This window comes from Mycetocola reblochoni REB411, assembly GCF_900163835.1.
Lineage (GTDB): Bacteria > Actinomycetota > Actinomycetes > Actinomycetales > Microbacteriaceae > Mycetocola_B > Mycetocola_B reblochoni.
The window spans coordinates 1-14,171 of the sequence record NZ_FUKR01000010.1 but is presented as its reverse complement, the minus strand read 5'-3'; the positions used below and the strand labels follow the sequence as shown (position 1 = coordinate 14,171).

Sequence of the window (14,171 nt, the reverse complement as noted above, 5' to 3'; positions counted from 1 at the left end):
ACCGCCTTCCATACTGGGCAGATAGCCGAAAGGAATCACCGATGACCTCTTCCGCACCCCGCATCGACCTCCCCGATGCCGAGCTGGCCGACCGCGCGGTCGCCCGCGTCCGACGCTGGCTCACCGAGGCCGAGTCGGAGCCCGTCGATGCCGCGGCGTCGCGGCTCGCCGACGTCCTGAGGGACTCCGCCGGGCTCGACTTCACCGTCGGGTTCGTCGACCGCGTCGTGCGGCCGGAGGACACGAGGGTCGCGGCGGCCGCGCTGTCGGAGCTGGCGCATCAGGCCCCGTCGTTCCTGCCCTGGTACCTGCGCGGCGCGATCCGTCTCGGCGGGGCCCTCGCCCCCGTCCTGCCCGGCATCGTCGTGCCGATCGCCCGCCGCGTGCTCCGGCGCATGGTGGGGCACCTGATCATCGACGCGAGCGACGCCGCGCTGGGGCGCTCGCTCGCCCGCATCGCCGACGCGGGCGTCCGCCTGAACATCAACCTCCTCGGTGAGGCCGTGCTCGGCCAGGCGGAGGCGGCCAGGCGCAGGGAGGGCACCGCGCGGCTGCTCCGGCGCGACGACGTCGACTACGTGTCCGTGAAGGTCTCGTCCACCGTCTCGCCGCACTCCCGCTGGGCCTTCGACGAGACCGTCGCCGACGTCGCCGACAGCCTCGTCCCGCTCTACCGGCTCGCCGCCGCGGGCCCGAAGCCGAAGTTCATCAACCTCGACATGGAGGAGTACCACGATCTCGACCTGACGATCGCCGTGTTCGAGCGGATCCTCGACAGGGACGAGTTCCTCGGCCTCGAAGCGGGCATCGTGCTGCAGGCCTACCTGCCCGACGCCCTGGGCGCGATGATCCGCATCCAGGAGTGGTCCGCCGCCCGCAGGGCGCGCGGGGGAGCGCCGGTCAAGGTCAGGGTCGTCAAGGGCGCCAACCTGCCGATGGAGCGCGTCGAGGCGACCGTCCACGGCTGGCCGCTGGCCACCTGGCCGAGCAAGCAGGACAGCGACACCGGCTACAAGCGGGTCCTGGCCTACGCGCTCGACCCCGAACGCATCGGCAACGTGCGCATCGGCGTGGCCGGCCACAACCTCTTCGACATCGCGCTCGCCTGGGAGCTCGCCGGCGACCGCGGTGTGCGTGACGGCGTCGACATCGAGATGCTCCTGGGCATGGCCACGGGTCAGGCTGCCGCCGTCAAGAAGGACACCGGCTCGCTGCTGCTGTACACCCCCGTCGTGCACCCCGGCGAGTTCGACGTCGCCATCGCCTACCTGATCCGCCGGCTGGAGGAGGGCGCGAGCCAGGACAACTTCATGTCCGCCGTGTTCCAGCTCAGCAGGAACGAGTCGCTCTTCCGTCGCGAGGAGGGCCGGTTCCGCGCCTCGCTCGCGGCGCTCGACGACGCCGTGCCCTCACCGAACCGCGTTCAGGACAGGCGAAGCGACGCGATCACGCTCGAGGGGGCTTTCGAGAACACCCCCGACACGGACTCCTCCCTCGCGGGGAACCGCGAGTGGGGTCAGCAGATCCTGTCCAGGGCACTGACCTCGACCGCGGGTGAGTCAACCGTCGCCGGAGCGGCCGTCGACACGGCCGAGCGGCTCGACGAGGTCCTCGATACCGCCGTCGCCGCGTCCACCGCGTGGGCGGCCCGCGGCGGGGCGGGACGTGCCGAGGTCCTCGACCGGGTCGCCGTCGAGCTGGAGCGCCGCCGTGCGGAGCTGCTCGAGGTCATGGCCGCAGAGGCGGGCAAGACGCTCGACCAGGGCGACCCGGAGGTCTCCGAGGCCATCGACTTCGCCCGCTACTACGCGGAGCTCGCCAGGGGACTCGACGAGGTGGACGGGGCCGAGCACGTTCCCGCCGCCCTGACCCTTGTCACCCCGCCGTGGAACTTCCCTGCCGCCATCCCCGCCGGCTCCACGCTCGCCGCGCTCGCCGCGGGGACGTCCGTCCTGCTGAAGCCGGCCGAGCCGGTCAGGCGTACGGGGGCTGTGCTCGTCGAGGCGATGCACGCCGCAGGGGTCCCGGCCGAGGCGCTCCAGCTGCTCATCCTGGGCGAAAGGGAGCTCGGCAGGGAGCTGATCTCCGATCCCCGCGTCGACCAGGTCATCCTCACCGGCGCCTACGAGACGGCCGAGCTGTTCCGGTCGTTCCGCCCCGAGCTGCCGTTGCTGGCCGAGACCTCGGGAAAGAACGCGATCATCGTCACGCCGAGCGCCGACCTGGACCTCGCCGCGAAGGACGTGGTGGCGAGCGCGTTCGGGCACGCGGGCCAGAAGTGCTCCGCCGCCTCGCTCGTCATCCTCGTCGGCTCGGTCGCGCGCTCACCGCGCTTCCGGGAGCAGCTGCTCGACGCGGTTCGCTCCCTCACCGTCGCGCTGCCGACCGATCCGACCGCCCAGATGGGTCCGATCATCGGCGCGCCGGGTGAGAAGCTCGAGCGCGGGCTGACCGTGCTCGGCGCGGGGGAGTCCTGGCTGGTGGAGCCCGTCGCCCTCAACGCCGAGCGGACCCTGTGGACGCCCGGGGTCCGCGCGGGCGTCGCCCGGGGGTCCGAGTACCACCTGACCGAGTACTTCGGTCCGATCCTCGGCATCATGACAGCCCCTGACCTGGACACCGCGATCGAGATGCAGAACCAGGTCGAGTACGGGCTCACCGCGGGCCTGCACTCGCTCGACACCGACGAGATCGTCGAGTGGGTGGGCCGAGTCCAGGCGGGGAACCTCTACGTCAACCGCGGGATCACCGGCGCCATCGTTCGGCGCCAGCCCTTCGGCGGCTGGAAGAAGTCCTCGGTCGGCGCGGGCACGAAGGCGGGCGGTCCGAACTACCTCGTCGGCCTCAGCGGGTGGCGTTCGCGGCCCGCGGCGGGCGACGAGATCGAGCCGCAGGGCGTGCTCGGCGAGCTGGACAGGCTCCTCGGGACCGCCACGGAGCTGGACGCGGAGTCGGCGGAGAGCCTCAAGCGCGCCCTGCGCTCCGACGAACGGGCCTGGCGTAACGAGTTCGGCGTCGCGAGGGACGTGTCGCAGCTGGGAGTAGAGCGCAACGTGTTGCGGTACCTGCCCGTCCCCGTCGTGATCAGGGCGACGGAGTCCGCGGAGGATGCGGAGATCGTCCGTATCCTCGCCGCTGCGGCACGATCGGGTTCACCGTTCGCCGTCTCCCTCGCGCGCACGCCCTCCGCACTGCTGTCGCGGGTCGCCCAGCTGGTGGGCACGACGCTGCGCACAGAGGACGACACCGCGTGGCTCGACCGTCTCGGACGGGAGCCGATCGCTCGGATCCGCCTGCTCGGCGACGCCGAGGCACGCTCCTTCGCCGGGATCATCCAGGCCACCGGTGCCAGGCCCGACCTCGCCGTCTACCGGGGCGCCGTGACGGAGGCGGGACGGATCGAACTGCTGCCGTTCCTGCACGAACAGGCCGTGTCGGTCACGGCACACCGCTTCGGAACGCCGAACGGCGTGGGGGAGGCGGTGTTCGCCGACGTCCTCTCCTGAGTAGGGAGTTCGGGCACGCCGGTGGGATGATGGGGTAACGGATTCCTCCGGAGTGAAAGGAGATCGCTCATGTCCGAGTCAGCTCTCATCGTCGTCGGGGTCGTGCCCGGTCAGTCGGACCGCGTGCTGACGGAGGCGATCCGCTTCGCGCACCGCTTCGACGCCGAGCTCCTGGTCGTGAACGTCGATCCGGCGCGATACCCCGTCGGGGTCGCGCCGGACGGCTCGATCGTGTCCGCGCTCGCGACCGTCGACGTGTCCGACTACCGGACGGAGACCTTCGATCCGGAGCTGCGCGATACCGTCGCCGCGGTGCTCGATCCGAGCGGCGTGACCTGGTCGACCTTCGCCCTCGTCGGGGACCCCGTGCGAGCGATCGCCGGGATCGCGCGGCAGCGCTCCGCGGAGATGATCATCGTCGGCACGCGTCCCCCGACGGTGCGGGCGGCGATCGCCGAGTTCTTCGCCGGTTCGGTCGCGGCGGGACTCGCTCACCGCCAGTCCTGCCCGGTCGTGGTCGTCCCGATGTCTCCCGTCGACGACGAGGAGCCTTTGCCCTGGTCGGAGTGAGACCGCCCCATGTCCCGTCCTGCCCGCCACCCCTCGGGGTGGCGGGCAGAGCCGTCTGCGGGGTGCGGTCTGTTCGATTCAGTCCGTCCGCGTCGTTTGCCCTGAATCGAGTGCCGTGCCCGGCTGGCGCACGTGAGGAGGCGGGATGGGGCTAGCGTCGCCCGCGACGCCGTGACCCCGGTTTTCCGCCCTGGCTGCCGCGATCACGCCGTGCCGCCTGCCCTCCCCGCGGTGATGCCGCTCGGCGATCGCCGTTGCGGTCTCGACCGGCCCGGCTCTCTTCTTCGGCACGACCGGTGCCGGTCGACGAGGTCGAGTCGCCGGCGAGCTCGCCCCGCGAGCTGGCGGCCTTGCGGCCGCGCATGACGCCCAGCAGCTCCTGGATGACCGCGTCCTCCCCGTCCGGCCAGAACAGGCTGACCGCGGGGCCGTCGGCGTCCGCGAGCACGTGCACGGCGACGTCTTTCCGACTGGACGCGCGGGCGAGCGGGTGGGTCGTGATCCCGACGACGGCACCGGTCGCGACGAGAGCGAGCAGCGCGGGGGTATCGATGCTGCCGTCGTCGGCATTCCCGGCGACGGCGCGCACCTCGGTCACGGAACCGGAACTGATCGCCCGCGGTTCGCCGACGAGCTCCGGCATGGTGAGCCCGTCCTGCTCGGCGAGCGGGTGCTCGATCGAGACGACGAGGGCGATCGACTCGCGATACAGCGTGACGCGCCGTGATCGGTCGGGCTTTTCCTGATCCGCCGGGTGGCGAAGGAGGGCGGCGTCGAGCCGTTCCTCCACCAGCGCGTCCACCCCCGCGTCCTCCGGCAGCGCGACGAGTTCGATGCGTCGACGCGGGAACCGTTCCGCCCACACCCTGAGCCACTTCCCCGGAGACGTTCCGATCGTGTGTCCGAGGCGGAGCGGGGCCGGGGCGGGGGAGTCAGTCACGTGCACACTGTACCCGCGGCGTCGTGTGCTCCGAGCGGGCGGCGTGGCCGTGGGCGGCCGCTAGTCTTGAGCCATGTCCAGTCAGCAGATGAAGCCGGCCACCGCTGCCAAGAAGCTCGAGATCTACCTCCCCGCCACTCCCGAGGAGTTCCAGAACTCGTCCCTCAGCCGTGCGGACCTCGCCGAGCTCCAGGCTGACCCGCCCGCCTGGCTGCGCACCCTCCGCGCGGATGGCCCCCACCCGCGGTCCGTCGTCGCCAACCGGCTGGGCGTCTCGGCATCGGGCCTGGCCAGAGCGGGGGTGCCCGACGCGATGACCTCGGCCGAGATCGAGCAGATCAAGGCGGAGTCCCCGTCATGGCTGCTCGCCGAGCAGGAGAGCCTCAGCCGGGTCAGGCAGGAGACCGCGGCCGCTCTGGCGGAGAAGCGGCGAAAGCTCGCCGAGCAGGCATCCGACGAGCGTGGCCGCCGCTGACGCCGTCTCTCCGTCGGGCAGCTGCCGAGTCGTCTCTTCGGTGACCGGTTCGCGGTTGGCGGACCGTATGCTCAGCGGCCGGTGAGCCGGCCGATCTCGCGTCGCTCCCTCTTGGTGGGCCGTCCGGCGCCCCGGTCTCTGACGGCGAAGGCCGCCGTCGGACCCGTCGGCGGGGCCACGGGAGTCTTGTCGACATAGCACTCGACTGCGACGGCGGCGCCGACGCGTTTGGCGATCAGTCGGGTCACCTCGACGATCCTGGTGTTGCCGTCTCGACGGACGGACACGGTGTCGCCGATCTGGACGAGCTGGGACGGCTTCGCCTTCGATCCGTTGAGTGAGACACGGCCGGCCTTGCAGTCGTCGCTGGCCAGGGAGCGGGTCTTCACCAGGCGGACCGCGGTGATCCAGCTGTCAATCCGAACGCTGCTCAGCTCGTCACGCACGCTCGTGGCCATGTGTCCGCCCTTCGTCCGAGGTGGTTCGCATCGAAGGCGATCCTCCCCGATGCTACCCGGACGGATAGGAGCTGAATGGCGGCACGACCGATCGCGGACGTCGGTGTTCTCGCCCCGCCACGAGGCCCTTGTCGGTCGGGCGTGGCGTTCCCCGATCCGATAGGGTTGGGTGCTAAGGAGGTTCGTGGTGACTGATCAGAACGAGACCGGGCCCAAGACCGGAGTTTTCTCCCGGTTGGCCAGCGGAGACGAGGCGTCGAACGGCACGCAGACGGGCGCCACGGCGCGTTTCGGAGCCGACTTCTCTCAAGCCCTTGCCGCGGCCAGTGAGATCTCCGCGGAGGAGCGTGACCTCATCTCCTCGCTCCCGTCGGGGTCGGCGCTCCTGGTGGTTCGGCGTGGACCGAACGCCGGTGCTCGTTTCCTGCTCGACAGGGACCTCTCCTCCGTCGGACGTCACCCCGATGCCGACATCTTCCTCGACGACGTCACGGTGTCTCGTCGTCACGCCGAGTTCCGCCGCGAGGGGACCGGGTTCGTCATCCACGACCTCGGCTCGCTCAACGGCACGTATTTCAACGGGACCCGGATCGATGCCGCGGTGGCGCTCCACGACGGTGCTGAGGTGCAGATCGGCAAGTTCCGGCTCACCTTCTACCCGTCCCGTCTCGACGTCGCGTCGGCCGGAGCCTGAGCCGTGGCGGCTGCCGAGCCGGCCGCGCAGGACGCGAAGAACCATCTGCTGAGCATCGGTCAGGTCCTCGCGAGGCTGCGCGGCGAGTTTCCCGACCTCAGCAACTCGAAACTGCGCTTCCTCGAGGAGCAAGGACTGGTGTCCCCGTCGCGAACCGCGTCCGGCTACCGGAAGTTCTCCGCGCAGGACGTTGAACGTGTGCGGATCGTTCTCGCGCTTCAGCGCGACCGCTACCTGCCGCTGAAGGTCATTCGCGGCTATCTCGACGACCGCGACGCGGGGATCGCGACGCCGTTCCCCGTGGCTGACGAGTCCTCGGCGGCCGTGCTTCCCGTGGCGAAGACAAGCAGGGCCGAGGCGTTGCGGACGACGGGGGCCACCGTCGAACTCCTCACCGAGGCCATCTCCGCGGGACTGATCCCCGCGGGCGACGGTTTCGACGAGGAATCGGTCACGATGCTCGCCGCGGTCGTTCGGCTGCATTCGGCCGGCATCGGACCGCGTCACCTCCGGGTGTTCCGTCAGATGGCGGCCCGTGAGGCGTCGCTGATCGAGAGCGCCGTGATGCCGCTGTCGAGGAGGGGCGACGCGGTCTCGCGGTCGCGGGCGAACGAGATCGCCGGCGACGTGGCGGACGGTTTCGACGTCGTCAGGCGGCTGCTGTCGCGACGTGCTCTCTCGCAGCTCGAGCTCTGACCGCGGACGCCGGTCACGATTCGGTGTCGGGGGCGACACGCCCCTCGTCCCCGGGGCGCGGTCGTTGAATCACGCCCGCCCGCTCGGTACGGTAATGGGAGCGGAGATTCCTCCGGCGGCAGGGCGTTCAGGAAGGCCAACCATGAGTGAAGACGGTTCGTTCGGACCTCGGTACGACCTCGGACCTCTGTTCACCGATGGACTGCCCGACCTCGACCAGGACGCCGGCTATCGCGGCGCGGTGGCTGCCAGGGCGGCGGGGATCAGCTACCGCCAGCTCGACTACTGGGCGCGGACCGAACTCGTTCAGCCGACCGTCCGATCGGCGTCGGGCTCCGGATCGCAGCGTCTGTACGGATTCCGCGACATCCTCGTGCTCAAGCTGGTCAAGCGCCTTCTCGACACCGGCATCTCGCTGCAGCAGATCCGAGTGGCCGTCAACCAGCTGAGAGAGTCGGGCTTCAACGACCTCGCCGAGACGACGCTGATGAGCGATGGGGCCAGCGTGTACCTGTGCACGTCCAACGATGAGGTCATCGACCTGGTCAGCCGCGGTCAGGGTGTGTTCGGCATCGCCGTCGGCAAGGTGCTCCGCGAGGTCGAGACCACCCTGGTCGACTTCGACCCGCAGCTTCCGGACCCGGCCGACGAGCTCGCCGCCCGGCGTTCAGCCCGCACCGCCTGATCCGCGGCGTTCCGCGGGAGCAGACCGTTCGGTTGGTGTGCCGCCGAACAGTCTGATCAGCTGACCGGGCCGGTCGCGTCCGTGGTGGGTCGATGTCCGCTCTGCGCTCCGTGCTCGTGCGACGCGTGCTTCCTGGGGACAGGGCTACATCGGGCCTGGGGGACAGTTTCGGCACCGGGCCACGTCGGCACCGGGCCACCCGCGTGTCGGCCGGACGGCATCGCACCCGCGCCGGTGCACTGGTCGACGTGCCGCTGAGCACCCACGGGTGGGACGTCATGCCGGGCTCGTCCGGCGGTCGGTCGTCAGGCCGTCGGGGCGTCCCCGTTGCCGCGCGTGATCGACGTGGGGGCGGGGGAGGACGGGTCGACCGCGGGGCTGGCCGCGTACTCGCCGACCCTGCCGGTGCGCAGGACGCGGTCGAGCAGCTGGTCGAACTGGTGGGCCATGTCCTGAGCGCTGTCGCCCGGCCAGATGTGGACGGGCTTGGCCGCGCCCTGCGCTTGCTGAAGGGAGGTGCGCTCGGGCAGCTGCGGGCTCAGCACGAGGGGCCCGAACATGTCACGGAGCTCCTTGATGCGGAACTGGTGCTCGAGGGACTGCGGGCGGACGCGGTTGACGATGATTCCGAGCGGCTGTAGCCGGGGGCTGAGCCCTCGTCGGATCTCCTCGATGGCGCGGAGCGCGCGGTCAGCGGCCGCGACGGAGAACAGGCCCGGCTCGGTCACCACGGCCACGCGGTCGGAGGCAGCCCACGCCGTGCGCGTGAGGGCGTTCAGCGACGGGGCGCAGTCGATGAGGACGAGGTCGTACTCGGACTCGACGTGAGCCAGCGCTTCCTCGAGCTTCCAGATGTCCCGAATGGACGGGTGGGGGCCGTCGAAGTTGATCGCGGAGGGACTGCCGATCATGACGTCGACGGTGCCCGGGTGCTGCTTGGTCCAGCCACTCGGGGCGATGGCCTGCCGGACCGTCTTCTCCTTCGGAGTGGTCAGGACGTCAGCGACGTTGAGGTGCCCCGCGATGTTGATGTCCATGCCGGTCGACACGTCCGACTGGGGATCGAGATCGACGACCAGGGTGCGGATTCCGCGCGAGAACGCGGCGGAGGCGAGACCGAGGCTGACGGTCGTCTTGCCGACGCCGCCCTTGAGGCTGGAGACAGAAAGTACGTGCACAGTCAGACACGTTACCGTTTCGTAGCTGACAGCGCCCCACATTCGCGGCGTGGGGCCGTTCGCCGGTCCCGGATCCGCCGTCGACGGCGTCGCGGCCGCAACCGGGAACCGCCGGAGTCGTCCGTAGTCCGGGGCTGGCTCTAGTCTGGGGAGGCCACACGATGACGAAGGACCATCCCCATGCCCCACCACCCGAACCCGGTTCCGTTCGAGCCAGATGACGAGCGGCGCGACGGACAGACGTTGAACGCCTTCGGCCTCGACACCGTCGCCATCGATGTCGAGGGCATCGTGACGACCCAGATCACGGTTCCCGGCGCACCCCCTGTCGAGGACGAGTTCGAGGACTTCGTCGAGGACGAGGGGCTGGAGATCGTCGGCGGCGCGTCGCTGCGCGCGTCGGACCTCGCGGAGGCGGGGGAGTCCGCGCCGAGCGCAGATGAGGGCCAGGTGTCCGAGCCGCACGCCGGCGGGGGAGACGGGCAGGGGGAGGGCTCGGACAGCAGCGTGACGGCGACGGTGCCGGGCGAGCCTCGCGGGACGGATGCCGATGATGACGACGCCGTCGGCGCTCACGTCGATGCCGATCCCGACACTCACGAGCGCGATGTCGAGGTCGACGGGGACGTGACAGGTCATCGCGATCTCGACGTGGACGACGAGGACGATGACACGGCCGTGTCCGCGAGTGAGGCCGAGAGCGACACCGAGTCCCCGTCGGAGCTTGAGACGTCGGCCGACCCCGACCGCGGGTCGCGCGCCGACGTCGACTCCGAGGCGGAAACCGTTGCGGACGGTGACGTTCGCCCCGGAGCGGATTCCGACGGCGAGCCCGAGAGCGGGAACAACGCCGTCGTTGCCTCCGTCGAGGCGGATGTCGTCACTGAGGCGGATGTCGCCACTGACCCCGGTGTCTCGAGCGGGCAGGAGGAGACCGTCGCGCAGCCGGTCGAGCGAGAGCCGTCCGGCGGGGAACCCGTCGAGGCGGAGCCGGCCTCGGACGCCGAGCTGAACGATGGCGCTGCGCCGGCCGGAAGGGATGAGGCCATCGTGGCCGACACGTCGTCCCCCGAGGCCGCTGACATGACTCCGGCGGTGAGCGGGGGCGCGGCGCCGGCGACCGCCGATGATCTGCGTGCGTTCCTCGCCAGCGCCAGGGCGCTTCTCGCGGAGCCGAGTTCCAGCACAGGCGACGCGGTGACTGCGCAGCATGGCGACGTCGATGCGTCGAGGCCCGACGAGCATCGGGGAACCGGCACCGATCGCGGTGTCGACGCCGGCACGGATGCTGGCGCTGGCGCGGATGCCGGTGCTGATGCCGGGGCCCACGGCGACGCGGGTGCGGAGCACGACGCGGGCGGCCCGGCTGCGGAAGCGGAGTCCGCTGGGGCGGCCGACGCCGAGCGGCCGGGTTCGACCGCGAGCGGTCCCCTCACGGTCGTGCCGTCGGCACCCGCCTCCCTTCCTGCGGCTGCGGCGACCGCCAGGCGCGCGCGCACACTCGACCAGGACCGTGCAGCAGGCCGCGACGTGCTCGCGGCCGCACCCGCCGTCGCACCGGAGCCGCGCAGCGGCTGGCGCAGGCTCGTCCAGCGCGCCAGCTTCGGGCTCGTGACCCCAGGGGAGTCCACGCGGGATCGTGATGCGAGGGAGCTCGAGGAATTCATCGGGGCGCCGCTAACCGGCGGCACACGGTTCGTTCCCGTGCTCTCCCGGAAGGGGGGCGTGGGCAAGACCACGGTGACCTCGCTGCTCGGCATGGCGTTGGCGACCGGCAGAGCCGACCGGGTGGTCGCCGTCGATGCCAACCCCGACAGGGGAACGCTCTCCGAGCGCGTCGTCGACTCCCCGCGATACACCGCGAGGGACGTCGTCAACCGGGCGGACCGCATTACGGGGTTCACCGAGCTGTCGGAGCTCGTGGCCCGCGACAGGACGAGGCTGGACGTCATCGCCTCCGACACCGACCCCCATGTGTCCGAGGCCTTCGACGACGCCGACTACGAGACCATCGCCGCGCTGTGCGAGCGCTACTACTCGCTCGTGCTCACCGACTGCGGTACGGGAATCGTCCACGCGGCCATGCGTGCGACGCTCGACCGGGCGGACACCATCGTCATCGTCTCCGGGGGAAGCGTCGACGAGGCGCGGCTGGCGACCGAGACCCTCGACTGGCTGGAGACGAACGGCTACGCGTCGCTCGCCCGCCGGGCCGTCGTCGTGCTCAACGCGACGTCCGCGGGCGCACCCGTCGTGCGGCTCGATGAGCTCGAACGGCACTTCGCCCCCCGCGTGGGGACCGTGGTGCGGATCCCCTACGACGCGAAACTGGCCGCGGGGACCGCGATCCGCTACGACGAACTCCACGCGCGGACCCGCGCCGCCGCGCGCCGGCTCTCGGCCGCGATCGTCGGCTCGCTGGCGGGCGACGCGTCACGGCATGGCGCGGAGGGCACGCCCGAGAGGACCCCCGTCGCCACGCTTGACACCGGACGGAGGAACTCATGACGGCACGCGAGATCCGGGTATTCGGCGACCCGGTGCTGAGAACGGTCTGCGATCCGGTGGCGGAGGTGACTCCCGGAGTGCGGGCACTCGTCGAGGACCTCGTCGACAGCGTGCGGCTCCCCGGCCGCGCCGGCGTCGCGGCGACGCAGATCGGCGCGACGCTCCGGGTGTTCAGCTACAACATCGACGGCGACGTCGGCTACGTCATCAACCCGGTCCTGGCCGAGGTGGCGGGGGACCCCGTCGACACCGGAGAGGGCTGCCTGTCGGTCCCCGAGCTGTGGTTCCCCGTCAAGCGCTACCCGTACGCGCGCGTCACCGGCACCGACCTGGAGGGGAACCCGGTCGAGGTGTCCGGGACGGGGCTCATGGCCCAGGCGCTGCAGCACGAGACCGATCACTTGGACGGCATCCTCTACATCCAGCGGCTCGACAAGGACACCCGCCGCGAGGCCATGCGCCGCATCCGGCAGAGTGACTGGTTCTAGCCGCCGCGAGTTCGAAAGGGCCGGCGCGAGGACACGCACCGAGGGGCCGCGACCGTGACGGTCGCGGCCCCTGGCGTCGGGCTCAGGACAGCGAGATGCCCTGCGTCGGCGCGTCCCGGTAGAGCTCGTCGATGGTGTCGGCGTAGTCCCGGATGATGTTGTGCCGCTTGATGCTCATCTTCGGCGTCAGGTGGCCGGCGTCCTCCGTGAAGTCGACATCGAGGACCGTGAACTTCCTGATCGACTCCGCCCGGGAGACGCGCTCGTTCGCCGCGTCCACGGCTCGCTGGATCTCGGCGACGACCTCCGGGTGTCCCGCGGCCTCGGCCACGCTCATCCCCGACTCCAGGCCGTGGTTGGCGAGCCAGGTCGGCAGCATCTCGGCGTCCAGAGTGACCAGCGCGCCGATGAACGGCTTCTGGTCCCCGACGACGACGATCTGGCCGACGAGTGGGTTCGCCCTGATGGGGTCCTCGAGGTAGGCGGGGGAGACGTTCTTGCCGCCCGCCGTGACGATGATCTCCTTGGAGCGGCCCGTGATGGTCAGGTACCCGTCGTCGTCGAGCGACCCGATGTCCCCGGTGCGCAGCCAGCCGTCGTCGAAGGCGTCAGCCGTCGCCTCCGGGTTGTTCCAGTACTCGCGGAAGACGTTGACGCCGGAGACCTCCACCTCGCCGTCAGCGCTGATACGAACGCCGACGCCGGGAAGGGGCGGGCCGACCGTGCCGATCCTGGAGTGGCCCGGAAGGTTCACGGTCGCCGGGGCGGTCGTCTCGGTGAGTCCGTAGCCCTCGAGGATCTCGACGCCGAGCGCACTGAAGAAGTGGCCGAGCCGCGCGCCGAGCGGCGCGGACCCTGACACGGCGTACTGGACGCGTCCGCCGAGGGCGGACCTCAGCTTGGCGAAGACGAGCCGGTCGAAGACCGCGAAGCGCACACGGAGGCCGAACGGTACGGCTCCCGCGGATCTCGCGGTCGAATACTCGACCGCCGTCGCCGCGGCCGCACGGAAGATGCGGCCCTTGCCACCCGCTTCCGCCTTCTGCTCGGCGGAGTTGTACACCTTCTCGAACACACGCGGCACCGCCAGGAGGAAGGTCGGGCGGAACGAGCCGAGCGAGGGCAACAGCTTCTTGGTGTCCGGCTGGTGCCCGGTGCGCACCCCCGCGTGCACCGCGAGCACCGAGATGAAGCGTGCGAACACGTGCGCGAGCGTGACGAACAGCAGCGTCGACACGCCGGGGACGTTGAGCAGCACCTGCAGCTCAACGGCGGCGTTCCGTGACGTCTCGACGAAGTTCGCGTGAGTGAGCACGCAGCCCTTCGGGCTCCCCGTCGACCCCGAGGTGTAGATGATCGTGGCGATGTCGTCCGCCGTGGCCAGCCGTCGCCGGCGCTCGACCTCGTCGTCGGGGATGTCGGCACCGCGCGCGGTGAGCTTGTCCAGGTCTCCGCGCTCGAGCTGCCATACCTGTCCGATGAGCTCGAGGTCGGGGTGCACCTCATCGAAGCGGGCGAAGTGCTCCGCTGTCTCGACGATGATGCGCGTGGCGCCGGAGTCCGACACGATCCACTGGATCTGCGACGGCGAGCTGGTCTCGTACACGGGGATGAGGATCGCGCCGGCGTACCAGACCGCGAAGTCGATGAGGGACCACTCGTAGCTGGTCTTGCAGATGAGCGCGATGCGGTCGCCGGGCTCCACGCCCGAGGCGATCAGCCCCTTGGCGAGCCCGATCACCGAGGACTGGAACTGGCGTGCCGTGATGTCGGTCCAGTCGTCCCCGTCGGGGACGGCGAAGAGTGCGCGATCGGGGGTGCGGGCGACGCGTTCGACGAGGAGGTCGGTCGTGTTCGCCGAGGGGTCTGCGGGAACACGGGCGGGGGTGATGAACTGGTCCACGGTAACTCCTTCGGTACCTCGGGCTTGTTGGCCCGAGTCTAGTCGGAGCGGGGCGGGTCCTTGTCGGGGG

At 70.7% G+C, this 14,171-nt stretch carries 12 protein-coding genes; 8 read left to right on the top strand and 4 right to left on the bottom strand.

The genetic code is table 11. The features are described 5' to 3' along the window. Window positions 1–41 precede the first annotated feature (41 nt). Together FM119_RS01865 and FM119_RS01860 are read left to right on the top strand one after the other, a co-directional pair. Window positions 42–3,506 carry a bifunctional proline dehydrogenase/L-glutamate gamma-semialdehyde dehydrogenase gene (locus FM119_RS01865; protein WP_087135997.1) on the top strand — a complete coding sequence of 1,155 codons (3,465 nt, stop codon included), beginning with the start codon at window positions 42–44 and terminating at the stop codon, window positions 3,504–3,506. A 69-nt stretch (window positions 3,507–3,575) separates the two neighbouring features. Continuing rightward, entirely contained in the window at window positions 3,576–4,076 is a 501-nt protein-coding gene (locus tag FM119_RS01860) for a universal stress protein (protein ID WP_087135996.1), read from the top strand. A 151-nt stretch (window positions 4,077–4,227) separates the two neighbouring features. On the opposite strand, the gene FM119_RS01855 is transcribed toward FM119_RS01860, so the two are convergent. Further along, entirely contained in the window at window positions 4,228–5,016 is a 789-nt protein-coding gene (locus tag FM119_RS01855; RefSeq protein ID WP_179205152.1) for a LysR substrate-binding domain-containing protein, read from the bottom strand. A 73-nt stretch (window positions 5,017–5,089) separates the two neighbouring features. Between FM119_RS01855 and FM119_RS01850 the strand changes: the two genes are divergently transcribed. Further along, window positions 5,090–5,491, top strand: coding sequence for a DUF5997 family protein (locus FM119_RS01850; protein WP_087135994.1), 402 nt, complete (start codon window positions 5,090–5,092; stop codon window positions 5,489–5,491). A 71-nt stretch (window positions 5,492–5,562) separates the two neighbouring features. Here FM119_RS01850 and FM119_RS01845 read toward each other — a convergent pair whose 3' ends face one another. After that, complete coding sequence (locus FM119_RS01845; RefSeq protein ID WP_179205151.1) at window positions 5,563–5,949, bottom strand: RNA-binding S4 domain-containing protein; 387 nt, start codon at window positions 5,947–5,949, stop codon at window positions 5,563–5,565. Between the two features lie 184 nt (window positions 5,950–6,133). Between FM119_RS01845 and FM119_RS01840 the strand changes: the two genes are divergently transcribed. From FM119_RS01840 to FM119_RS01830, 3 genes are all read left to right on the top strand, one after another. Further along, entirely contained in the window at window positions 6,134–6,643 is a 510-nt protein-coding gene (locus FM119_RS01840) for an FHA domain-containing protein (protein ID WP_420845561.1), read from the top strand. 3 nt (window positions 6,644–6,646) lie between these two features. Continuing rightward, entirely contained in the window at window positions 6,647–7,339 is a 693-nt protein-coding gene (gene ftsR, locus FM119_RS01835; RefSeq protein WP_087135993.1) for a transcriptional regulator FtsR, read from the top strand. Window positions 7,340–7,481: 142 nt separating this feature from the next. Beyond that, window positions 7,482–8,024, top strand: a complete 543-nt coding sequence (locus FM119_RS01830) for a MerR family transcriptional regulator (protein ID WP_087135992.1) — start codon at window positions 7,482–7,484, stop codon at window positions 8,022–8,024. Between the two features lie 305 nt (window positions 8,025–8,329). Here FM119_RS01830 and FM119_RS01825 read toward each other — a convergent pair whose 3' ends face one another. Then, complete coding sequence (locus FM119_RS01825; RefSeq protein ID WP_087135991.1) at window positions 8,330–9,202, bottom strand: ParA family protein; 873 nt, start codon at window positions 9,200–9,202, stop codon at window positions 8,330–8,332. A gap of 180 nt (window positions 9,203–9,382) precedes the next feature. Between FM119_RS01825 and FM119_RS14090 the strand changes: the two genes are divergently transcribed. Next, window positions 9,383–11,710 carry a MinD/ParA family ATP-binding protein gene (locus tag FM119_RS14090; protein ID WP_245827181.1) on the top strand — a complete coding sequence of 776 codons (2,328 nt, stop codon included), beginning with the start codon at window positions 9,383–9,385 and terminating at the stop codon, window positions 11,708–11,710. Beyond that, window positions 11,707–12,198 (top strand): peptide deformylase, encoded by a 492-nt coding sequence (locus FM119_RS01815; RefSeq protein ID WP_087135990.1) that lies wholly within the window; start codon window positions 11,707–11,709, stop codon window positions 12,196–12,198. The genes FM119_RS14090 and FM119_RS01815 overlap by 4 nt, the downstream gene beginning before the upstream one ends. Before the next feature lie 82 nt (window positions 12,199–12,280). Here FM119_RS01815 and FM119_RS01810 read toward each other — a convergent pair whose 3' ends face one another. After that, a complete protein-coding gene (locus FM119_RS01810; RefSeq protein WP_087135989.1) occupies window positions 12,281–14,101 on the bottom strand; it encodes an AMP-dependent synthetase/ligase in 1,821 nt (606 codons plus the stop codon). Between the last annotated feature and the right edge of the window lie 70 nt (window positions 14,102–14,171).

What these genes read in the sequence shown, in the direction of transcription:
- FM119_RS01865 (WP_087135997.1), top strand. Translation starts at nt 42, where the DNA reads ATGACCTCTTCCGCACCCCGCATCGACCTCCCCGATGCCGAGCTGGCC.
- FM119_RS01830 (WP_087135992.1), top strand. Translation starts at nt 7,482, where the DNA reads ATGAGTGAAGACGGTTCGTTCGGACCTCGGTACGACCTCGGACCTCTG.
- FM119_RS01815 (WP_087135990.1), top strand. Translation starts at nt 11,707, where the DNA reads ATGACGGCACGCGAGATCCGGGTATTCGGCGACCCGGTGCTGAGAACG.
- FM119_RS01860 (WP_087135996.1), top strand. Translation starts at nt 3,576, where the DNA reads ATGTCCGAGTCAGCTCTCATCGTCGTCGGGGTCGTGCCCGGTCAGTCG.
- FM119_RS01845 (WP_179205151.1), bottom strand. Translation starts at nt 5,949, where the DNA reads ATGGCCACGAGCGTGCGTGACGAGCTGAGCAGCGTTCGGATTGACAGC.
- FM119_RS14090 (WP_245827181.1), top strand. Translation starts at nt 9,383, where the DNA reads ATGCCCCACCACCCGAACCCGGTTCCGTTCGAGCCAGATGACGAGCGG.
- FM119_RS01850 (WP_087135994.1), top strand. Translation starts at nt 5,090, where the DNA reads ATGTCCAGTCAGCAGATGAAGCCGGCCACCGCTGCCAAGAAGCTCGAG.